Raw genomic sequence first — 21,381 nt, forward strand, 5'->3', positions numbered from 1 at the left:
GCTGTCCTTCTCCTTAGCCCAGTAAAGTGCGCAAATGCGCGGCAACGCTATCCTGCGCTACTGCCGTTTGCTCACCAGAGCGCAAATCCTTCACTACAACAGTACCGTCAGCCACTTCGGACTCGCCCAGTACCAGTGCAACGCGGGCGCCCCACTTATCGGCACGGGCAAACTGTTTCTTAAAGTTGCCGCCACCGTGGTTTGTCATCAGTTTCACACCAGGAACTTCATCGCGCAGACGTTCTGCAAGCGTCATTGCCGCCGACTGCGTGTCCGCCCCTGAAGCGACCAGGTATATATCGACAACAGGATCTGCGTTAAATTCCGGATTAACTGCCTGAACTAACAAAACAAGTCGTTCCAGCCCCATAGCAAAGCCCACGGCAGGCGTTGCACGACCGCCAAGTTGCTCGACCAGACCGTCGTAACGACCACCGGCACACACGGTGCCCTGAGAGCCCAGGCTGCTGGTAACCCACTCAAATACGGTGCGGTTGTAGTAATCAAGACCACGAACCAGACGCTGATTGACAGTGTAGGCAATGCCTGCGGATTCCAGCAGTTTGCACAAGCCCGCGAAGTGCTCGCGAGAGTCGTCATCAAGATAGTCGCCCAGTGCAGGCGCGTCGTTGAGCAGCGCCTGTACTTCCGGGTTTTTAGAGTCGAGAACGCGCAGCGGATTGGTGTACATACGACGCTTGCAGTCTTCGTCCAGTTTCTCTTTGTGCAGTTCCAGGTAGGCGACCAGCGCATCACGATAGTTAGCGCGGGCTTCAAGCGAACCGATTGAGTTCAGCTCAAGGCTAACATGCTGAGAAATACCCAGCGCTCGCCACCAGCGAGCGGTCAGCATAATCAGCTCCGCATCGATGTCCGGGCCTTGCAGGCCAAATACTTCGACACCCAGCTGATGGAATTGACGATAGCGTCCTTTCTGCGGACGTTCGTGGCGGAACATCGGCCCGATATACCACAGACGCTGTTCCTGATTGTACAGGAGACCATGTTCGATGCCGGCGCGTACGCAGCCCGCAGTCCCTTCAGGACGCAACGTCAGGCTGTCGCCATTACGGTCCTCAAAGGTATACATCTCTTTTTCAACCACGTCGGTAACTTCACCGATCGCGCGTTTGAATAACGGGGTCTGCTCTACAATCGGCAAGCGGATTTCACTGTAACCGTAGCTACCGAGCACGTTTTTGAGAGTGCCTTCAATGCGCTGCCAGATGGCGGTTTCGCCAGGCAGATAATCGTTCATGCCGCGAATGGCTTGAATGTTTTTTGCCACGTTTATTCTCTTTATGAATATAAAAATGAACCCTCAGCGCTAACCCGAACAATGCGGGCGCCATGCGGGTTCAATCATACACGGGAAGCACGCCGCTTCCCATCACGTTGTTATTTTTCAAGCTGCTGCACGTCGATACGACGCGCTTCGTCCAGAATACTCGCTTTAGCGCGGATGCGGGCTTCAAGCTGCGTAATCATGTCGTCGTTATCGAGTCTGTCCTTACGCACGCCGTCTTCATACAGGCCGCTTTTCTTGTTACCGCCCGTCACGCCCAGCGTAGAAACCAGCGCTTCACCAGGACCGTTTACCACGCAGCCGATGATCGAAACGTCCATTGGCGTAATGATATCTTCCAGGCGTTGCTCCAGCGCGTTAACCGTACCAATAACGTCAAACTCCTGACGCGAACAGGTTGGGCAAGCGATGAAGTTGATCCCGCGCGCGCGAATGCGCAGCGATTTCAGGATATCGAAACCCACTTTGATCTCTTCCACCGGATCGGCTGCCAGAGAAACACGCAGCGTATCGCCGATCCCTTCAGATAACAGCAGGCCAAGGCCGATCGCGGACTTCACCGAACCACTACGCAGGCCACCGGCTTCGGTGATCCCCAGATGCAGCGGTTGATCGATCTGTTTCGCCAGCAGGCGATAGGATTCTACGGCGAGGAAAACGTCAGACGCTTTAACACTGACTTTGAATTGATCGAAGTTCAGACGATCGAGGTGATCCACATGGCGCATAGCGGATTCCAGCAGCGCCTGCGGCGTCGGTTCGCCGTATTTTTCCTGCAGATCTTTTTCCAACGATCCGGCGTTGACGCCGATACGGATAGGAATATTTTTATCACGAGCGCAATCCACCACCATGCGAATACGCTCTTCACTGCCGATATTACCTGGGTTAATACGCAGGCAATCAACACCGTATTCCGCTACCTTCAGCGCGATACGATAGTCGAAGTGAATATCGGCAACCAGCGGGACGTTAACCTGCTGTTTGATAAGCTTGAACGCTTCTGCGGCATCCATTGTCGGTACAGAGACACGAACAATGTCTGCGCCTACGCGTTCCAGCGCTTTAATCTGATTAACCGTCGCTTCCACATCCGTGGTACGCGTGTTAGTCATAGACTGTACGGCGATGGGCGCACCATCGCCGATCGGCACGTTCCCAACGTAAATGCGTGTCGATTTTCTACGTTGAATTGGAGCCTGGTTATGCATTAAAAAATCTCCCGCATTGCCGTCTGTTACTGAGCCGGTGATTGTTCGGCATTAACGGTCAGACGCGCAACCTGGTTAGTTCTGATAAAACGACTCAGATCGACAGGTTTACCCTGGAACTGAATCTGCACTGCCGCCGGGGCGCCAATTTTCAGTTTGTACGGCGCTTGACCGGTCAGGTTTAGATTGCCGTCTTTACGCTGCATCCCGCTGAACAGTTTTTTACCGGTCGCATCGGTTACTTCCAGCCAGCAATCGGCGGTAAAGTTCATCACCAGCGCGTTAGGATCGGCTGCAGGTGTAGTCACACCTGCCTGATCGGTCGGCAGAGGAGCCGCTGTAGCTGGCGCTGTTGGCGCTGCAGTTGCGGTATCGACGTTAGCCTGAGATGGGGCAACAACGGCGTTCTGTTGCGCATCAGCGGCGGGTGCCGGGGTCGCAGCAACGTCTGGCGTTGGCGCTGCGTCCGCTACCGCACCATCGTCAGGAGCCGGAGGGGTATCCTGCCCTGCTGCTGCGCTGGTATCTAACGGTACGTTCTGCGCACCCTCTTTACCGGCATTCAGCTCAGCAGAGGATTGATCGGCCATAGTGGTGATCTCTTCCTGCTGCGCTTTATGGTTCTGCCACCACCAGGCACCAGTCAGTCCGACAACGACAAACAGTACCAGCCAGGTAAAGGTCATTAACCAGCCGTCACGTTTCTTACGACGTTTGCCGAGCGAGAAGCTCTGCATCGGTGCGACTTTAGCTGGTCGAATCGGAGCCTGTTTTTCCAGCCCTGGCAACAGTTCTTCTTCAGGAATATGCACCAGACGCGCATAAGAACGGATATACCCGCGCAGGAATGTTGAAGCAAGATCGGCTGGCGCCTTATCCTCTTCAATATCGCGTACCGTGGAGACCTTCAGGCAAAGTCGCTCCGCGACTGCCTGCTGGCTGAATCCGAGTTGTTCACGGGCATTGCGCAGACGAACGCCGGTGGATAGTGTTTCATTTTTGTCGTGCGTGGCTTCAGTATTCATTCGCTACAGCTGCGTAAATTTGGGTTCTGATGCCGGCGAGCCACAATGCTCACCCACACCGCGAAACATCTGGTCAGTTAACCTTCGTCAGACAGTATAAAACGGTCAGACTATCAATGACAAAACGGCGTAAACCTGAGGGCTAAACACTTGTTACGCCGTTACATACTGCCTTAAAGTCGACAAAAACGCACCGTTATTATTGACCTGACGACGACAACAAAAAACCTCATATGGCTTACGTTGCACTACGGTACAGGAATTATACCGTAGTGCGCCAACATCAAACGGTCTTAATCTCGATAGCGTCGCCCTGCATACGCTTACGCAGAGTACGCTTGGTACGGTCGATAACGTCGCCCGCCAGCTGACCGCAGGCTGCATCGATGTCATCACCACGTGTTTTACGCACGATGGTAGTGAAACCATAGCTCATCAACACTTTGGAGAAACGATCGATACGGCTGTTAGAACTACGGCCATACGGCGCGCCCGGGAACGGGTTCCACGGGATCAGGTTGATCTTACACGGCGTATCTTTCAGCAGTTCTGCCAGCTGATGCGCGTGTTCAGTGCCATCATTGATGTGATCTAACATCACATACTCAATGGTTACACGACCCTGGTTAGCGTTGGACTTCTCCAGATAACGACGAACCGCGCCAAGGAATGTTTCGATATTGTACTTTTTGTTGATAGGTACAATTTCGTCACGAATTTCATCGTTCGGCGCATGCAGAGAAATCGCCAGCGCGACGTCAATCATATCACCCAGCTTATCCAGCGCAGGGACAACACCTGAGGTGGAGAGCGTGACGCGACGCTTGGACAGCCCAAAACCGAAGTCATCGAGCATGATTTCCATCGCCGGAACCACGTTGGTCAGGTTGAGCAGCGGCTCGCCCATCCCCATCATCACCACGTTGGTAATAGGACGCACGCCCGTAGCCTTCACCGCACCGACGATCTTCGCCGCGCGCCAGACCTGACCAATGATCTCCGATACCCGCAGGTTACGGTTAAAGCCCTGTTGCGCCGTAGAGCAGAATTTACACTCTAATGCGCACCCGACCTGTGAAGAAACACACAGGGTCGCACGATCGTCTTCCGGGATATACACCGTTTCAACGCGCTGATCGCCAACCGCGATAGCCCATTTGATCGTACCGTCAGAAGAACGCTGCTCTTCCACCACTTCCGGGGCGCGAATTTCAGCCACTTCTTTCAGCTTGTTACGCAGCACCTTGTTGATGTCAGTCATGTCATCAAAGTTGTCGCTGCAATAGTGGTACATCCACTTCATGACCTGATCGGCACGAAACGGTTTTTCGCCCATCTCTTTGAAGAATTCGCGCATTTGCTGACGGTTCAGATCCAGCAGGTTAATTTTTCCATTTTTATTTGGAACCGCAGGAATGACGACTTCAGAGGTGTTAACTAATTCAGACATAATTTTTTCCGGCCTCGTTGTTACACGTTGTGGCCCGTGGAGGGTTAAAAAGAAACGCCCCGGCAAGCGATCTGCTCTTCCGGGGCGTTGCATTGTACAAAGTCTGGCGCAGGGATGCCACGTTTGCACGAAGCATTAGCGAAAATAATATGTAAAGGAAGATCGTAGGCCTGATAAGACGCATCAGCATCGCCATCAGGCAAAGCAGAGACGGATGCGCAAATGCTTATCCGGCCTACCCCACGAGCTTATTAGCGAGTGCGCGGGCAAACCTCACCTTCACCAAAGAAATAGGCGATTTCGCGCGCCGCTGACTCAACGGAGTCGGAACCGTGAGTACCGTTCTCGGTGAAGCTGTCAGCGTAGTCTGCACGCAGAGTACCGGCCAGCGCATTCGCCGGGTTGGTTGCGCCCAGCAGATCGCGATGACGCTGTACGGCATTTTCGCTTTCCAGAACAGAAACAACGATCGGACCGGAGGTCATGAATTCAACCAGACCGTCAAAGAACGGTTTGCCATCGTGCTCAGCATAGAAGCCACGTGCCTGCTCAACGGTCAGGTGCAGCATTTTAGTGCCGACAATTTTGAACCCTGCTGCTTCAAAGCGCGCAAAGATGCTCCCAATAACGTTTTTTGCCACCGCGTTTGGTTTGATGATGGAAAAAGTACGTTCAATAGCCATGATAACCTCTGTAATGTGTTCTGTTGTTGTCTATATAGATGTACGACCTGGCGCGGATTATAAAGAGCATCCCGGCAATTGACTATTGATGAAGGTAACATTTCTTTAAAATAAGATGAATTTTAGCAACAAACAGTCACCAACTGGTCTACTGCATCGAAAATCTCACCGTCGCTACCTGACCAGCGTCATCCATCACCAGCAGTTGATAATCCCCTTTAGTCGCCAGCCGTAGCGTAAGACGACGTCCTCGTTCTTCCAGCCTTTCACCGTTAAGAAACCACCAGCGTTCACCGCTCCCACCACTGGTTTGCACCGGCAATGAGGCTTGAGCAGAACCGGGTAAACGCTTCACAATCGCGCCATCACGAATGCCTGTCAACTGCAATGGCTGCGAAGCGTCTTGTCCCAGCGGCGGACACGTGGCAGAAACTGGCGGTAATCTCGCCCCACGGCGTTCTGATTCAGGTAGCCATGGCTCCAGCGGCAACGGCCAGACGATTAATGTTTGCTCGTGCGCCTGCGGGCAATCCGCCGCCACACGTTTGCCTTCATCATCCAGCCAGACAGGAAAACGAATGCCATTAACCCCTTCCTGCTCGGGCAATAATAACGTTGGCGGCTGACTGCCATCCAGTAACCAGGTTGCCAGACGGCGACGGCAGTTGCTGTCTCCTGGGGCAAGGGATTGCCCGCCCGGCCAGCACACCACGCCGCGACTCACGGAATCAGGACGTGGATCTTCCGGCTGATTGGTCCCGCGAGAGAGCAAAAGATTGTTGACCTGATTGAGCAGCGGCACGGCGCTGGCAAATCCAAACTGGCCCACCACCGGCGTTCCGTCTGGTCTGCCAGTCCAGATACCGATCACATAACGAGCGTTAACGCCAATCGCCCACGCATCGCGATAGCCATAGCTGGTGCCCGTTTTCCACGCCAGCGGAACCACTCTGCTCAGTGCGTTATCCGGCAGCGGTTGCGCTTCGTCGGCCATAATGCGGCGAATAATCCACGCCGCGCCCGCCGATATCAACGGACGTTCAAGCAGTGGGTCGCCCGGCTGCAGACGCAGTTTTCCCGCTTTTCCCTGGCGGGCAAAGGCGCTGTACGCTGCAGCCATATCTTCCAGCCTTGCCCCCGCGCCACCTAAAATCAGCGACAGATTCGGCGCAGCCCCTGCGGGCAGATACAGCGGTAAGCCGACGTTACGTAACGATGCGGCAAAGCGCTTCGGACCATAGGCTTCGAGCACCTGCACGGCGGGTAAATTCAACGACCTTACCAGCGCTTCGCTCATGCTCACCGGGCCATGAAAACCGCTGTCAAAATTCCCCGGTCGATAATCTCCGGTTCGCCGCGGGACATCCTGCAACAACGAAGCGGGATGAATGAGTCCGTCATCCAGCGCCAGTCCATAGATAAACGGCTTCAATACCGAGCCAGGCGAACGGATAGCATTCACCATATCCACATGACCAAAGCGGGAGTCGTCATTCATATCTACCGACCCCACCCAACCACGCACGCTCATATCGGTGTGATCGACCACAATCATTGCCAGCGAACTGCGTGCAGGTAAGCGCCCCTTCCAGTTTTGCGCCAGCTCTTCCAGTTGACGCTGCAATCCGGCATCAAGGGTAGTCACGATTTTATCGCTCCGGCTTTTTCCCAGCATCATGCGCGAGAATAACGGCGCTAACTGCGGCATTTGCCGGGGCGACAGCCAGACTGGCTCTTCACGTGAATCCTGTACCTGTCTGGCAGGCCAAATACTCTGGCTCGCCATACGTTCGAGCACTTTATTACGCGCCGCTTCAGCACGGTCCGGCCAGCGATCCGGACGCAGGCGACTCGGTGCCTGTGGCAAAACAGCCAGCAGCGCGGCATCGGAGTAACTCAATTGCGCGGGTGATTTACCAAGATAGGCCCAGCTTGCCGCCCCGACGCCCTGTAGCGTACCGCCAAACGGCGCACGGTTGAGATACAGTGTCAGGATGTCGCGTTTGGAGAGATGCCATTCCAGCTGCAATGCGCGCCAGAGCTGGCGAAACTTGCCGCCGAAGGTTCGCGGATGGGGATCGAGTAATCGTGCGACCTGCATGGTGAGCGTACTGCCGCCCGAAACCACACGCCCAGAGGAGAGGTCCTGCCATGCTGCGCGCAGTACTGAAAACGGATTGACGCCGGGATGCTTCCAGAACCAGCGGTCTTCATAGTTAATTAGCGCCTCAAGGTAGCGGGGCGACACCTCATCAATCGTTACCGGATACCGCCAGATACCTTCGGCATCGGCAAAGCGCCAGAGTGGCGTACCATCATTTGCCACCACGACCCGTGCCGGATCGACTTCGCGCAAAGGCAGCGGCCAGATTTTATCTGCCGCCCAAACTGCCGCCACAATCAATAGCGCAACGGCTGCCAGCCAGAGCCAGCAGCCGCGTTTACCCAACCGGCGCATCATTTACGGTCTGACAATCAAAAGTCCCTCTGTCGCACCGGTCGCGCGCCACTGCGGAACATACATTGATTCCACCTGTGGGACGGGAACCTGGTAGGTCCCCGGCGTTACCGCTCGCGCCAGATACACCAGCGTAACCGGTTGTCCTTCATTGACCGCCACCGCAGCGACAAAGCGATCGTCACGGAACTCAACGTGCTGGATATCTGCCTGCTGCATCTGATTAAGCAGATTCGCCACTTCGCTACCGCTATCCTGCAGGCTGGCGCTGCCGTTGGCCAGATTCTGGTTTTCCAGTTCCAGTCCTGCTGGCAGTAAGTCAACCACCAGCGCATCCGGCACGTTCTGGCTGGCTTTCACCTCCAGCCAGACCAGCACCAGCTCGCCGCTGCGCAGCGAATCCAGCGATTTGCTGTTTCCGTCGAGCCCCAGAATTTGACGCTCAATATGCAGAACGTTGCTGGCAGGCGTCGGTGAGGTTTGCGGATAACCGCTCACATCCAGACGCAGCCACAGCGGTTGATTACCGGTATTGGTGACGCTCAGCGTAGACAGCGCATCGGCATCCAGATTACGCGTCTGTGATTTCTCCCCGGCTAACGGTTGCTCCGAGAGTGACGTTTGCGCCTGCCATGTGCCTGGCAAGTCCTGTAACGTACGGGCGGCAAGGAACAACGCATTATTTTCCTGAGTCGAGAGCCAGCGCTGCCCAAAGGCCTGTTCTGACAACGTGTTCAGCAGCGTATTCTGCACGTCAGGTTTGAGCTTGTTCTCTTCGAGCAAGGCCAGCATCAACGCGTTATCCCGTAACGCACTGCCGTAATCCGCCATCCACTGTTGCGTATCGCGGCGCGGCGTATTCAGCGCCAGCGTCAACGCCTGTTCACTGCGGTTAGCATCGCCCATATTTTTCAGCGCGATTCCCAGTTGTAACAGCGGTAAACCAGAGGCCGCTTGCGCACGGCGCTCCCAGATCTCACGCAGTGCGCCGAGCGGGGCTTTTTGCTGACGCGCCAGAACCAACGCAGCGTAGGCTTGTACGGCAAACCGGCTTGCTGAAGAGTCGTCGGTATAGCGAATCGACAACATTCCTGGATCCTGCAAATAGCGCAGCAGCCGTTCGTTGCCACGGTTAATGACCTCTACCGGGACGCTGTAGCCCTGTTCATTTGCCCGAACGAGGAAATCCATGACATACGCGGTCAGCCAGTACTCTTCCGACCCGTTTTTATCCCACAGCGCGAAACCGCCGTTATCACGCTGCATCTGCACTAAACGAGAAATCCCAATATCGACCGCCGCACGGCGTTTTTCATCGCTGTCACCCACAATACCTAACATCTTCAATTGCGCAGCGTTAGTGTATAAGGATGGGAACAACCCGCTCGCCGTTTGCTCCAGGCAGCCGTAAGGGTAAGCCTTCAGTTCGCGGATATAACGCGCCAGATTTAGCGGCGGCTTACCGCTGAACAGCAGTTGTCCCTGCATCGTTGCAGGGGAGAAATTGGTCAGTTCCTCGCCCGGAAGCTGCCAGGTTGCGCCTGGCTGAAGTGCGACACCGTTATTAACGGTTTGCGCCGGGAACGCCGGACGCACACCAATCTTCCACTGTTTATGCTGAACTGGCAGCGTTTCACCCGGTAAAGTCAGACCGCTAATTTCTGCCTGAATTTCGCCATCGCCAAACCCCTCCCGCGCACGCACCGGAACAAACAGCGTAGTCCGTACGCCTGGTGCCAGATTCAATGGAGCAGGATCTTGCCCCATCAGCTCCAGTAAACCGCTGGCCGCGAGCTTAATATTCAGTGTTTGCGGTTTGTCAGTCAGGTTAGTCACGTCCAGCGTCAGTCGCGAGGTATCGCCTCCCGCCAGAAAACGCGGCATATTCAGTTCAGCAATTACCGGCGCGGCAACAATCACCTTGCTTTCACTGCTGCCAAAGTCATCCGCCATCCAGGCCTGTGCCATTACCCGTAGCTCGCCGTTGAAATCACCAATCGGTAGCGTCACCGTACCTTCGCCCTGCTCGTTGAGCGTGACCGGCAGCGCCTGTTGCGCCACGATATTGACGTGATTGACCGGTGGCTTACCGCCGCGTTTTAATTCATCGCCATCACCACCAAAACGCAGCGCCGCCAGCCGCCCTTGCCCTTCGATCACCTGGCCGTAAATATCATAAATATCCGCGCCATAGCGTTTTTGTCCGAAAAATGCCTGCCACGGATCTGGCGTGGCGTAATCGGTAATGTTCAACACCCCGCTATCAACGGCAGAGACCAGCACGTTGACCTGTTTTGGTACGTCGCCATTTTTGACGCTGGCTTTAATCTTGACGGTCAACGACTGGTTTGGACGTATTTTCGCCGGGTTTTCCAGCGCCAGCGCCAGACGACGGTTTTCATCACCTAACGGCAAATGCAGTAAACCAACCGCCCGTTTTGGCGTGGCCGAACGGGACTTGTCGCCAGGACGAACCACTAGCGCACTGAGATACAAATCGTGGCGATTCCAGGTTTTATCAATCGGGATGGAGATATCGAGACCATCCGCCGGTACGTCTATTTCTTGCCACCACAGCGGGCCTTCGCTGGATTCCACCATCGCATAACCTTTGCCAGCAGCAGGAGCGGCAACGTGCAGCTTCATGGTATCTCCAGGACGATAGCTGGGTTTGTCCAGTTTCAGAGTCACGCGATCGGGACGCACGGCCCCACTGCCGTCGCTGTTATCCTGCCAACTATAACCTGCCCAGAAGCGTACGCTGCTCACCGCATCATTCGGGGCTTTCACTTCCAGACGATAGGCACCCCACTCAACCGGGAAGCTGACTTTACCGGTTTCATCGGCCTTAAGATCCAGAGTCTGCTCACCTTCAACCAGATCCTTTTGATCGAACTGTGATTGCCAGCCCTCGCCTTCAGACCAGTTCCAGTAATAATCCCGGCGCTCGCGGATCAAACGCACCTGCAAACCGGACACCGCTTTTTTCTCGCCCTGCGCATCGGCATAAACAATGTCGAAAGCGGCGTTGCTGTTTTCATCAACGATAGGCTGATTCACAGTGGTATCGGTGCGGTAGTCATAGACGGCTTTTGCCGCAAACTGCGGACGAATCCCCGGCAGCGTGTCCGCAGGCCAGATGGCTTGTTCAGCCCGACGCGTCACCGGGCGGCCACCTGACTCCAGCAGGCTGGCTTGCAGGATCACCTGTAACGGGGAGTGCGTCTCCTGCCATTGGCTGTTGGTGGTCACTTCGCCGCGACCGTGTTCATCCAGCGTAAGCTGAACTTCATCGAGGCTACGGGACAGGTTTTCTTCGGCAATATTACCAAACTGGAACCCCGGCAATGCCTGCACCGCTTCGCGCAGCGGGCGCAGGAAAAGCTGCCCTTGCAGAGCATTGCCGTTAGCAGGCGCGCCGTACAGGTAGTAGCCCACTACCGAGAACTTCACTTCATCAGCCGGAGCTACCGGAATCTTATTAGCGGAGAGATTGAGCGCCATCCGCTCAGGCATAAAATCTTCGACGTGGAAATCCCACATACGTGACTGGTTGTCGCCCGTATTAGCACGAATATGCCACATACCGGTTGGCGCGTTGGTGTCCAGCGGCCAGCTAAAACGGTACAGACCGTTCTCCGGCTGGCTAACCACCGAACGTAACACTTGCCCGTCGGGCTTCACGACCTCCAGCTTCACTGGCTGGTCGGGCAACGTTTTGCCGTCGCTGTCACGCAGTAATCCGTTGAGGATCACCGTTTCGCCAGGACGATAGAGGTCACGGGGACCAAACATAAAGAACTGTTTGCTGTATCCCGGTGCACCGGCAATATCAAATTCAGCCAGATCCAACGCCGGGAGTTTCAAATCCAGCAGCGTGGTTTGCCCGTCTTTGCGGGCCAGCAATAAAGCAGCGTCTTTATCAGTCTCCAGTTTGACATGACCCTGCGCGTCGCTGGTAGCCTGCGCCAGCGTCTGTCCTTTTTCGTTGAGTAACGTGACCTCAATACCCTGCTGCGCAGCGCCGTTTTCCAGACTCTGCGTAAAGACATCCAGTTGATTATGGTAACGGTGCGCAGACACACCAATATCGCTGAGCGTGAACAGCGTAGCGGCATTACTGTAGTTGTATTGTCCAGCCTGATTCATCACCGCGATGTAAACTCCTGCTTGCTGCAACGGCTTGATATCGCTCAGCGGCAGCAGCAGCTTCTCACGGGTGTTACGCGCAGGATTGAGGTCAAAGCGTCCGGTATACACCAGTTCCGCCATTTTCAGCAGATTGTCAGACTCCCAGTTTGTCAACGAATTGCGGTATTCCCACTGGCTGACAAATGCGCCGAGCGATTCAGGCTTCACACGAAAGAAGTTCACATCCACGCTGTTAACGTTGAGGGCCATTACCGGCAGGCCTTCAATTACTTTTCCCGGCAACAGCGAGCCGCGACTGGCAAACCCAACGCTTGGCTGTACATCGCGGGTGGTAATGTTTTTTTCATAATCAATAGCGAACGTCGCTTTATTCAGCGCCAGCAAATCACGCTCAATGGTCACCACCAGTTCCCGGTTAGGTTCCAGATGGCGTAAGCGCAGCTCTTTCAGATTTGGCGCCAGCTCCCAGGCACCATCCACTTTGCCGCTTTTTTTATCAACAACGTGCACGACGCGGGAAAAATCTTGTTCTGGATCGAGGGGAATGGAGAAGGTCAAAACGAGTGTTGCCGCACCGTCGAGCTGGACCTCTGAGGCATCCAGCAGCGTCAGCGACTTGCCCTGGCTTTGTTGCACCAGCTTTTGTAATTGGGCCTTGTCTTTTACTGGCGCAGTCTGGGGAGCTGGCGAGTCAGGTTTCGCAGCCGTCGGTGATTTTTCGTTATTATTATCGCACCCGACCAGTGCCAGCATCAGCATGCAGGCCGCTACGCGTAAATGTTTCATTTTTCATCCCTGGCCGTAGTGGCCCGTTAGCTACGTAGAACAACTATTATGCGTCAGATTTCCGGCTGTGGAAGTCAGTAACTGAACAACGTTGTCTTAATTTAAGTGATTAATGTGGATTCACCTGACAAATCAGCCTGTTTTACTTGTCGCTTTACGGTAAACATCCGACAATTTGCCAAAACCTGGTAAAAATGGAGATGCCTATGACCACCGCCTTCTTTGTCGCTGCCGACTGGCTTGCCGAACACATTGACGACCCGGAAATACAAATTCTTGATGCCCGGATGGCACCTCCAGGACAGGAAGATCGCGATGTTGGCGAGGAGTATCGTGCGGGCCATATTCCTGGCGCAGTATTTTTTGATATTGAAGCGCTTTCCGATCATACCTCACCGCTACCGCATATGATGCCACGCCCCGAAGCCTTTGCCGTTGCGATGCGCGAGCTGGGCGTTGATCAGGATAAGCATCTGGTTATCTACGATGACGGTAATCTGTTTTCCGCGCCACGCGCATGGTGGATGCTGCGGACATTTGGCGTCGAAAATGTCTCCATTCTGGCAGGCGGTCTGGCAGGCTGGAAGCGCGATGAGTTAATGCTCAAGGAAGGCGATGAGGATTTACCTGAAGGTGAATTTAACGTGGCCTTTACGCCTGACGCAGTTGTGCGCGTTACCGATGTACTGCTGGCCAGTCATGAAAAAACGGCGCAGATCGTCGATGCCCGTCCGGCTGCGCGTTTTAATGGCGAAGTTGACGAGCCGCGTCCTGGTCTGAAACGTGGTCATGTGCCGGGTGCGCTTAATGTACCGTGGACAGAACTGGTTCGTGACGGCGAACTGAAAACCACCGATGAGTTGGATGCTATTTTCTTCAGCCACGGCGTGAGCTTTGACCGCCCTATTATCGCCAGCTGCGGCTCCGGCGTAACGGCTGCCGTCATCGTGCTGGCACTTGCCACGCTGGGCGTTTCTGACGTCGCATTGTATGACGGCGCATGGAGCGAATGGGGAGCGCGCAACGATTTACCGGTAGAACCGCAATTATAAAGCTGGAAAAGCCGGATAGCGCTTCGCTTATCCGGCCTACAATTTAGATAATCCGGTTCTGTTTAAAGTCGCGCAGGAAACCGCCCCAGCGGCGTTCGTAGAACGGTGCGATATGCTCAGTGATAAAGTGGCTCACGCCCTTCTCACCCTTCTTCACCTGGCAGATATCAATAGGTTCATCGCCCGGCAGCGTATCGGTCGCGACGCTGCCAGCAGCGTGGATGATCTCTTCAATATCCCCTTCCGCTTCAATACCAATCAGCAGATTCGGCTGGGCTTCCGCGCTTTCTTTGATTGAGCAGAGAAACGCGCGTTTTACCGGCTTAATGGTTTTAAACAGCGTGGTCAGCGAGTCAATCATCTGCGCCGGAGGTTCAGCGACTTCAGAGAGGATCAGCGATTCACCGCCTTCCAGTACTTCCTGGGTGCTGAGCGGATTCCCCTCTTCCCCCATCAGCAGGCTGATTTCACGCGGCATAAATTCTTTGCCGGTCGGCAGTTTCGCGTTGAGAAAGAGCGTTTCGCCGAGCGTCATTTCAAACAACGTACGCACCGGCATAACGACAAATGCTTGCTCATCTTCCACCGCCTGCTGCAGGGCTTCCAGAGAAGTGAAGAACGGGATCACGGTCGTGCCGTCTTCTTTTTCCCAGTGCTGCAGGTCGAGAGCGCTGTCTTCAACCACCGCCTCGCCTTCTGCGGCAGTACCCGGCACCCAGACTGTGGATTCCAGTAAAGTACGGAAAAATGCCGGACGATGCGCAGGTTCTGTCGCCGCTTGTTCAAGCAATGTTTCTAATTCGTTTTTTGTTTCGGACATAAGTATCACAAATTGGATGAATACATGTAGGCCGGATAAGCTTAGCGCCATCCGGCAATACAGTAATAAATTATGCGGTCAGCAGATTCGCAATCGTGCGCACACCCAGACCGGTTGCGCCCGCAGACCACTGCTCAACCGGCGCTTTGCGATAGGTTGCGGAGCAGTCGATATGCAGCCAGCCCTGCTGGTAGTTTTCCACGAAATGGGACAGGAAGCCCGCCGCGGTGCTTGCGCCAGCCGGGTAAGCCGCGCTGCCGGTGTTATTCAGTTCGGCAAAGTTAGACGGCAACTGACTACGGTGGAACTCTGCCAGCGGCAGACGCCAGAACGGTTCGTTTTCTTGTGCCGCACTTGCCAGCAGGCGAGCAGCCAGCTGATCATCAAAGCTAAACAGCGCGTGGTAATCGTTGCCCAGCGCGGTTTTCGCCGCGCCGGTCAGCGTGGCAGCATCAATGATCAGTTCCGGTTTCTGCGCGCTGGCATCGATCAGGCCATCGGCCAGCACCAGACGTCCTTCGGCATCGGTATTCATCACTTCAACTTTTTTACCGTTGCGATAGTGAATAATGTCGCCGAGCTTAAAGGCGTTGCCGCTAATCAGGTTATCCGCGCAGCACAGATACAGCTTCACGCGCTTGTTCAGACCACGGGTGATGGCAAATGCCAACGCGCCGGTGACCGTTGCCGCACCGCCCATGTCGGACTTCATTGAGTCCATAAATGCGCTTTGCTTGATGCTGTAACCACCGGAATCAAAAGTAATTCCCTTACCAACCAGGCAGGCATAAACCGGGGCTTCTTTGTCGCCTGTTGGGTTGTAGTCCAGCGCCAGCAGCACTGGAGGACGTTCAGATCCGCGACCCACGGTATGCAGGCCCATGTAGTTCTGCTCGCGCAGATCTTCACCTTTGGTGATGCGGTAAGAGACGTTATCGCACGCGACGGAGCACAGCAGATCAACAGCGCGCTGCGCCAGTTGTTCCGGGCCCAGCTCTTCTGCCGGGGCATTAATGGTATCGCGCACCCAGTCAATAATCTTCAGACGGCTATCCAGCTCTTTGCGCTGCGCTTCGTCCAGAGCGGCCCACTCAACTTTGCGGGTGCCTTTTGGTCCCTTGTAGCCCTGCCAGAACGCCCAGCTACGTTCGGTATCCCAGCCTTCACCGTCCAGTTGAACGTGTTTAATACCCAGGCCGTCGATTTTACGCGCAGCACGCTGGATAAGGCCGAGGTCATCTTTTCCGTTCAGGTGCAGGGTAATGCCGTCATTATTAATGCTGTATGTCGCCTTTTCACCCCAGCGGGCATCGGCGGGTTGCGTGGAAAGCGTAATTTTCATGGCTTCTGTCATTTTATTTATCCTTATTTTCGCGCATACAGGAAAACGGGCCACCCGTGGGCAGCCCGTTGACTTATTCGGCTTCGTCCAGCCAGACCAGCAAAATGGCCTCAAGGATTTTTTCGTTCGATGCCTGAGGATCATCATCGAACTCTTCCAGGTCACAGATCCACTGGTGCAGATCGGTGAAACGAACGGTCTTGGGATCGAGATCGGGGAAAGCGTCATACAGCGCCTCGCCGATTTCGCGGCTATCGGTCCACTTCAGTCCCATACTACCCTCTGTTAATGCTCACGCGCATGATTGATTGTGTAACGTGGGATTTCGACCACTAAATCGTCCTCGGTTACCCGCGCCTGACAGCTTAAACGGCTCTCCGGCTCCAGTCCCCAGGCTTTATCCAGCATGTCGTCTTCTTCTTCTGTGCTTTCCGGCAAAGAATCAAAACCTTCACGCACGATGCAGTGGCAGGTAGTGCAGGCACAGGATTTTTCACAGGCGTGTTCAATCTCGATCCCGTTACGCAGGGCAACGTCGAGAATGGTTTCGCCGGTCTCAGCTTCCAGAACTGCGCCATCGGGACAGAGATCCTGATGAGGCAGAATAACAATCTTTGGCATATTAAACCTCGTCCACGGAATGGCCTTTCAGCGCGCTACGGACGGATTTGTCCATGCGGCGAGCGGCGAATTCCTGGGTTTGTTTGTCTACGTTTTTAATGGCTTGTTCTATCGCGTCAACATCGTCACCCTGTGCAACCTCGCTCAAGTGCGCGGCGGCGGTGTCGATAGCCTGACGTTCTGCGGCGCTTAACAGCGCGGCATCAGCGTTCAGCGCACCGGATAAACTCTCCAGTACGCGTGCCGCTTCGACTTTCTGTTCTGCCAGCATACGCGCTTTAACGTCCTGCTCGGCAAAACTCATCGAATCCTGAATCATGGAGGCGATTTCACTGTCGGTCAGACCGTAGGACGGTTTAACCTGGATTGAGGACTCAACGCCTGTGGATTTCTCCATGGCGGTGACGCTCAGCAGCCCATCGGCATCCACCTGGAAGGTCACGCGGATGTGCGCACCGCCAGCCGGCAATGCCGGGATGCCGCGCAGCGCAAAACGCGCCAGTGAACGGCAGTCCTGCACCAGCTCACGCTCGCCCTGCATCACGTGAATGGACATCGCGGTTTGGCCATCTTTAAAGGTGGTAAAGTCCTGCGCGCGCGCCACTGGGATAGTGGTGTTACGCGGGATCACTTTCTCCACCAGACCGCCCATGGTTTCCAGTCCCAGAGACAGCGGGATAACGTCCAGCAGCAGCATTTCGCTGTCCGGTTTATTTCCGACGAGAATATCCGCCTGGATTGCCGCACCGATAGCGACCACTTTGTCCGGGTCAATAGAGGTCAGCGGCGTGCGGCCAAAAAATTCACCGACGCGTTCACGTACCAGAGGCACGCGCGTTGAACCGCCAACCATCACCACTTCCAGCACATCTTGCGGCTCCACGCCCGCATCTTTCAGCGCGCGACGGCAGGCCAGCAGCGTACGCTTGACCAGTGCGGAAATGAGTTCATTAAAGGTTTCACGGGTGATTTCACCCTGCCATCCAGCCACGTTAACCGTTACAGAATCAGCGTCGCTAAGTGCGATTTTCGCTGCAATCGCGGCATCCAGCAGTTCACGCTGTACGCGGTTATCGCTGCGATCGGCCACGCCCGCCTGCTCGCGAATGTAATCGGCCAGCAGATGGTCAAAATCGTCGCCGCCGAGCGCGGAATCACCGCCGGTCGCCAGCACTTCAAACACGCCACGGCTCAGGCGCAGAATAGAAATATCAAAAGTACCGCCGCCAAGATCGTAGACTGCGATCACGCCTTCCTGACCGGAGTCCAGACCATACGCGATCGCCGCTGCGGTCGGTTCGTTCAGCAGACGCAATACGTGCAGGCCCGCCAGACGCGCGGCGTCTTTGGTCCCCTGACGCTGTGCATCGTCAAAGTAAGCCGGAACGGTGATTACCACGCCGTCCAGTTCGCCGGACAGCGATTCGGTAGCCCGCGCGGCCAGCGCTTTCAGAATATCAGCAGAGACGCGCACCGGATTAAGCAAACCGGCAGCGGTTTCAATCATCGGCAGACCGTTTTCGCTCGCCTGGAACGTATATGGCAGATGCGGGTAACGCGCCTGGATATCCGCCAGAGAGCGGCCCATCATGCGTTTTACTGAGCTAACGGTGTTTGCCGTATCCAACGCTGCATTGGCGCGGGCATCGTAACCGACAGAGTAGCCCTGCTGCTGATAGTGAACCACTGACGGCAACAGGTGGCGACCTTCATGGTCTGCCAGCGTTTCGGCCTGGCCGCTGCGTACGGTAGCAACCAGGGAGTTGGTGGTGCCTAAATCGATACCTACCGCCAGACGACGCTGGTGCGGCGCGGCGCTCAGACCAGGCTCACTAATTTGTAATAAGGCCATTTTCGCTTCCGGAAATTAAAAATCGAGCAGTTTTTCTTCGAGTTGTTCTGCACTGCTTCGCAGTTTATCGAGAAAACGCAGCTTACGCACGGTATCTGCCGCTGCGTCCCACGTCTCGCTATCCAGCTGTTCCACCATCAGTTGATGGCGAACGTTATACATTTCGCTGACGCGTTTCATAAACGCATCTAAACGTTGACTGTCTTTTGCCTGTTCAATCTCGTCCAGCTCTTCACGCAGCTCAAGTTGCTCCATCAGGAACGCGGTATCGCGCACCGTGTGCTGCTCGCTGCGGATATCAAAACCGTGTAAAGACAATAAGTATTCGGCGCGCATCAAAGGATGACGCAGCGTTTGCCAGGCCTGGTTGATAGTGGCGGACTGCGAAACCGCAGCAAGTTGTTCCGCCTGGGAACCGCTGGCGAATTTATCAGGATGATACTGACGTTGTAGATCCTGAAAACGTAGGCTCAGCGCCTGAGTATCGAGCTGATAACGGGCCGGTAAGCCAAAGAGGGTGAAGTAGTCCATAACATTCTCAGGGCATCGATTCTCTGTTGTTCGATGAGGCAAAACCAGAGAGTCAGGTAAAACAAACCCCACGCGCAGGCGACCACGGTGGGGTTATCAGTAAGCGCGTTACACGTGGAAGCTTTCGCCGCATCCACATTCGTCTTTCACGTTCGGGTTAGTGAACTTAAACCCTTCGTTCAGACCTTCTTTGACGAAGTCTAACTGCGTACCGTCGAGGAATTGCAGGCTCTTACCGTCGATCACGACTTTTACGCCTTTGTCTTCAAACACGGTATCTTCAGCCGCCGGCTCGTCAACAAATTCCAGTACATAGGCCATACCTGAGCAGCCGGAGGTTCTCACGCCCAGACGCAGACCAAACCCTTTACCGCGGTTTGCCAGGAAGGTATTTACACGCGCTGCTGCACTGTCGCTTAAGGTAATCGACATAATAAAACCTCAACTCTTAATTATTTTGCTTCACGTTTGCTTTTGTAATCCGCAATCGCGGCTTTAATCGCGTCTTCAGCCAGAATAGAGCAGTGAATTTTCACCGGTGGCAGTTCAAGCTCGTCGGCGATATCGGTGTTTTTAATCGCCTGTGCTTCGTCCAGAGATTTCCCTTTTACCCATTCGGTAACCAGAGAGCTGGAAGCAATAGCGGAACCGCAGCCGTAAGTCTTGAAACGCGCGTCTTCAATGATACCCTCATTGTTGACTTTGATCTGCAACTTCATCACGTCGCCACAGGCTGGTGCACCGACCATGCCGCTACCCACGTTCTCGTCGCTGTTGTCAAAAGAGCCCACGTTACGTGGATTCTCGTAATGATCGATAACTTTTTCGCTGTAAGCCATGTTGAATTCTCCTTATCGGTACCGATTAGTGATGTGACCATTCAATGCTGTTCAGATCCACACCCTGTTTGAACATTTCCCACAGTGGAGAAAGGTCGCGCAGACGGCCAATGGAGTTGCGAACCAGATTGATGGCGTAGTCAATCTCTTCTTCGGTAGTGAAACGACCTAAAGAGAAACGAATTGAGCTGTGTGCCAGCTCGTCGGTCATCCCCAGCGCGCGCAGCACGTAGGATGGCTCCAGACTTGCAGAAGTACATGCAGAACCGGAGGATACAGCCAGGTCTTTCAGCGCCATAATCAGCGACTCGCCTTCAACAAAGTTGAAGCTGACGTTGAGAATGTTCGGTGCGCCCTGCTCGAGGTCACCGTTGAGGTACACCTCTTCCATATCTTTCACGCCGTTCCACAGACGGTTACGCAGACTGCGCAGGCGCGCCATCTCGGTTTCCATCTCTTCTTTAGCGATACGGTATGCTTCACCCATGCCGACGATCTGGTGCACAGGCAGCGTACCGGAACGCATACCGCGCTCGTGACCGCCGCCGTGCATCTGCGCTTCAATACGAATACGCGGTTTACGACGAACGTACAGCGCGCCGATACCTTTCGGACCATAGATTTTGTGGCCGGAGAAGGACATCAGGTCAACTTTCAGTTGGCTCAGATCGATAGGCAGTTTGCCCACGCTCTGGGTCGCATCAACGTGATAGATGATGCCGCGAGCACGGCACATTTCGCCGATAGTCGCGATATCCTGCACCACGCCGATTTCGTTGTTCACGTGCATGATGGACACAAGAATGGTGTCGTCACGCATTGCTGCTTCAAGTTCATTCAGGTCGATAATGCCGTTACGCTGTGGGGCGAGGTAGGTGACTTCGAACCCTTCGCGCTCCAGCTGACGACAGGTATCCAGCACGGCTTTGTGTTCGGTTTTGCTGGTGATGATGTGCTTGCCTTTTTTCTGATAAAAGTTGGCTGCACCTTTAATCGCCAGGTTATCGGATTCAGTCGCACCGGAAGTAAATACGATTTCACGCGGGTCAGCGCCCACGAGGTCGGCAATCTGGTTACGGGCGATATCTACCGCCTCTTCAGCCTGCCAGCCGAAACGGTGTGAACGAGACGCTGGGTTACCAAAGTTTCCGTCCAGGGTCAGACACTGCATCATTTTCTCGGCAACACGCGGGTCCACCGGCGTGGTTGCGGAGTAGTCGAGATAGATCGGTAATTTCATTGCTCTATAAACT

The 21,381-nt window shown here is 54.8% G+C and carries 17 protein-coding genes; 1 reads left to right on the forward strand and 16 read right to left on the reverse strand.

The genetic code is table 11. The annotated features are described in order from the left end of the window. Positions 1-13: 13 nt before the first annotated feature. From hisS to ACHHZ7_RS03985, 7 genes are all read right to left on the reverse strand, one after another. Complete coding sequence (hisS, locus tag ACHHZ7_RS03955; protein WP_003835173.1) at positions 14-1,288, reverse strand: histidine--tRNA ligase; 1,275 nt, start codon at positions 1,286-1,288, stop codon at positions 14-16. 110 nt (positions 1,289-1,398) lie between these two features. Continuing rightward, positions 1,399-2,517: a flavodoxin-dependent (E)-4-hydroxy-3-methylbut-2-enyl-diphosphate synthase gene (gene ispG / locus ACHHZ7_RS03960; RefSeq protein ID WP_003037720.1), complete on the reverse strand. Its 1,119-nt coding sequence runs from the start codon at positions 2,515-2,517 to the stop codon at positions 1,399-1,401. A 26-nt stretch (positions 2,518-2,543) separates the two neighbouring features. Further along, positions 2,544-3,542 carry a cytoskeleton protein RodZ gene (gene rodZ, locus ACHHZ7_RS03965; RefSeq protein WP_032944208.1) on the reverse strand — a complete coding sequence of 333 codons (999 nt, stop codon included), beginning with the start codon at positions 3,540-3,542 and terminating at the stop codon, positions 2,544-2,546. A 283-nt stretch (positions 3,543-3,825) separates the two neighbouring features. Next, positions 3,826-4,992, reverse strand: a complete 1,167-nt coding sequence (locus ACHHZ7_RS03970) for a bifunctional tRNA (adenosine(37)-C2)-methyltransferase TrmG/ribosomal RNA large subunit methyltransferase RlmN (RefSeq protein WP_008785455.1) — start codon at positions 4,990-4,992, stop codon at positions 3,826-3,828. Between the two features lie 251 nt (positions 4,993-5,243). Then, positions 5,244-5,675: a nucleoside-diphosphate kinase gene (gene ndk, locus ACHHZ7_RS03975; protein ID WP_003037710.1), complete on the reverse strand. Its 432-nt coding sequence runs from the start codon at positions 5,673-5,675 to the stop codon at positions 5,244-5,246. A 148-nt stretch (positions 5,676-5,823) separates the two neighbouring features. Then, on the reverse strand, positions 5,824-8,136 hold the full coding sequence (gene pbpC / locus ACHHZ7_RS03980) for a peptidoglycan glycosyltransferase PbpC (protein ID WP_060683423.1): 2,313 nt from the start codon (positions 8,134-8,136) through the stop codon (positions 5,824-5,826). Continuing rightward, complete coding sequence (locus tag ACHHZ7_RS03985; RefSeq protein WP_060683422.1) at positions 8,137-13,071, reverse strand: alpha-2-macroglobulin; 4,935 nt, start codon at positions 13,069-13,071, stop codon at positions 8,137-8,139. A gap of 206 nt (positions 13,072-13,277) precedes the next feature. Here ACHHZ7_RS03985 and sseA point away from each other — a divergent pair, with 206 nt between their 5' ends. Next, positions 13,278-14,123 carry a 3-mercaptopyruvate sulfurtransferase gene (gene sseA, locus ACHHZ7_RS03990; RefSeq protein ID WP_057068032.1) on the forward strand — a complete coding sequence of 282 codons (846 nt, stop codon included), beginning with the start codon at positions 13,278-13,280 and terminating at the stop codon, positions 14,121-14,123. Positions 14,124-14,166: 43 nt separating this feature from the next. On the opposite strand, the gene sseB is transcribed toward sseA, so the two are convergent. The 9 genes from sseB to iscS form a co-directional block, all read right to left on the reverse strand. After that, positions 14,167-14,943 carry an enhanced serine sensitivity protein SseB gene (gene sseB / locus ACHHZ7_RS03995; protein ID WP_016157136.1) on the reverse strand — a complete coding sequence of 259 codons (777 nt, stop codon included), beginning with the start codon at positions 14,941-14,943 and terminating at the stop codon, positions 14,167-14,169. 70 nt (positions 14,944-15,013) lie between these two features. Next, on the reverse strand, positions 15,014-16,297 hold the full coding sequence (gene pepB / locus ACHHZ7_RS04000; protein ID WP_008785461.1) for an aminopeptidase PepB: 1,284 nt from the start codon (positions 16,295-16,297) through the stop codon (positions 15,014-15,016). A 61-nt stretch (positions 16,298-16,358) separates the two neighbouring features. Next, positions 16,359-16,559 (reverse strand): Fe-S cluster assembly protein IscX, encoded by a 201-nt coding sequence (gene iscX / locus ACHHZ7_RS04005; protein WP_003037694.1) that lies wholly within the window; start codon positions 16,557-16,559, stop codon positions 16,359-16,361. Between the two features lie 11 nt (positions 16,560-16,570). Continuing rightward, positions 16,571-16,906, reverse strand: a complete 336-nt coding sequence (gene fdx / locus ACHHZ7_RS04010; protein WP_003037690.1) for an ISC system 2Fe-2S type ferredoxin — start codon at positions 16,904-16,906, stop codon at positions 16,571-16,573. Position 16,907: 1 nt separating this feature from the next. Next, complete coding sequence (gene hscA / locus ACHHZ7_RS04015; protein WP_003838439.1) at positions 16,908-18,758, reverse strand: Fe-S protein assembly chaperone HscA; 1,851 nt, start codon at positions 18,756-18,758, stop codon at positions 16,908-16,910. Between the two features lie 15 nt (positions 18,759-18,773). Next, positions 18,774-19,289 (reverse strand): co-chaperone HscB, encoded by a 516-nt coding sequence (hscB, locus tag ACHHZ7_RS04020; RefSeq protein ID WP_003835201.1) that lies wholly within the window; start codon positions 19,287-19,289, stop codon positions 18,774-18,776. 108 nt (positions 19,290-19,397) lie between these two features. Next, the gene (iscA, locus tag ACHHZ7_RS04025) at positions 19,398-19,721 is read right to left on the reverse strand and encodes an iron-sulfur cluster assembly protein IscA (protein WP_003835203.1); all 324 of its coding nucleotides are present in this window, start codon (positions 19,719-19,721) and stop codon (positions 19,398-19,400) included. Positions 19,722-19,741: 20 nt separating this feature from the next. Then, positions 19,742-20,128: a Fe-S cluster assembly scaffold IscU gene (gene iscU / locus ACHHZ7_RS04030; protein WP_002913991.1), complete on the reverse strand. Its 387-nt coding sequence runs from the start codon at positions 20,126-20,128 to the stop codon at positions 19,742-19,744. A 25-nt stretch (positions 20,129-20,153) separates the two neighbouring features. Further along, positions 20,154-21,368, reverse strand: coding sequence for a cysteine desulfurase (gene iscS / locus ACHHZ7_RS04035; RefSeq protein ID WP_060683420.1), 1,215 nt, complete (start codon positions 21,366-21,368; stop codon positions 20,154-20,156). Between the last annotated feature and the right edge of the window lie 13 nt (positions 21,369-21,381).

It is taken from the genome of Citrobacter freundii complex sp. 2024EL-00216 (genome assembly GCF_043945515.1).
Taxonomy (GTDB): domain Bacteria; phylum Pseudomonadota; class Gammaproteobacteria; order Enterobacterales; family Enterobacteriaceae; genus Citrobacter; species Citrobacter portucalensis.

Bases quoted from the DNA above. Each gene is read 5' to 3' on its own strand.
- fdx (WP_003037690.1), bottom strand. From the start codon at position 16,906: ATGCCAAAGATTGTTATTCTGCCTCATCAGGATCTCTGTCCCGATGGC.
- iscS (WP_060683420.1), bottom strand. From the start codon at position 21,368: ATGAAATTACCGATCTATCTCGACTACTCCGCAACCACGCCGGTGGAC.
- pepB (WP_008785461.1), bottom strand. From the start codon at position 16,297: ATGACAGAAGCCATGAAAATTACGCTTTCCACGCAACCCGCCGATGCC.
- hscA (WP_003838439.1), bottom strand. From the start codon at position 18,758: ATGGCCTTATTACAAATTAGTGAGCCTGGTCTGAGCGCCGCGCCGCAC.
- pbpC (WP_060683423.1), bottom strand. From the start codon at position 8,136: ATGATGCGCCGGTTGGGTAAACGCGGCTGCTGGCTCTGGCTGGCAGCC.
- hscB (WP_003835201.1), bottom strand. From the start codon at position 19,289: ATGGACTACTTCACCCTCTTTGGCTTACCGGCCCGTTATCAGCTCGAT.
- sseB (WP_016157136.1), bottom strand. From the start codon at position 14,943: ATGTCCGAAACAAAAAACGAATTAGAAACATTGCTTGAACAAGCGGCG.
- rodZ (WP_032944208.1), bottom strand. From the start codon at position 3,542: ATGAATACTGAAGCCACGCACGACAAAAATGAAACACTATCCACCGGC.
- ndk (WP_003037710.1), bottom strand. From the start codon at position 5,675: ATGGCTATTGAACGTACTTTTTCCATCATCAAACCAAACGCGGTGGCA.
- sseA (WP_057068032.1), top strand. From the start codon at position 13,278: ATGACCACCGCCTTCTTTGTCGCTGCCGACTGGCTTGCCGAACACATT.
- iscU (WP_002913991.1), bottom strand. From the start codon at position 20,128: ATGGCTTACAGCGAAAAAGTTATCGATCATTACGAGAATCCACGTAAC.
- iscA (WP_003835203.1), bottom strand. From the start codon at position 19,721: ATGTCGATTACCTTAAGCGACAGTGCAGCAGCGCGTGTAAATACCTTC.
- ispG (WP_003037720.1), bottom strand. From the start codon at position 2,517: ATGCATAACCAGGCTCCAATTCAACGTAGAAAATCGACACGCATTTAC.
- ACHHZ7_RS03985 (WP_060683422.1), bottom strand. From the start codon at position 13,071: ATGAAACATTTACGCGTAGCGGCCTGCATGCTGATGCTGGCACTGGTC.
- ACHHZ7_RS03970 (WP_008785455.1), bottom strand. From the start codon at position 4,992: ATGTCTGAATTAGTTAACACCTCTGAAGTCGTCATTCCTGCGGTTCCA.
- iscX (WP_003037694.1), bottom strand. From the start codon at position 16,559: ATGGGACTGAAGTGGACCGATAGCCGCGAAATCGGCGAGGCGCTGTAT.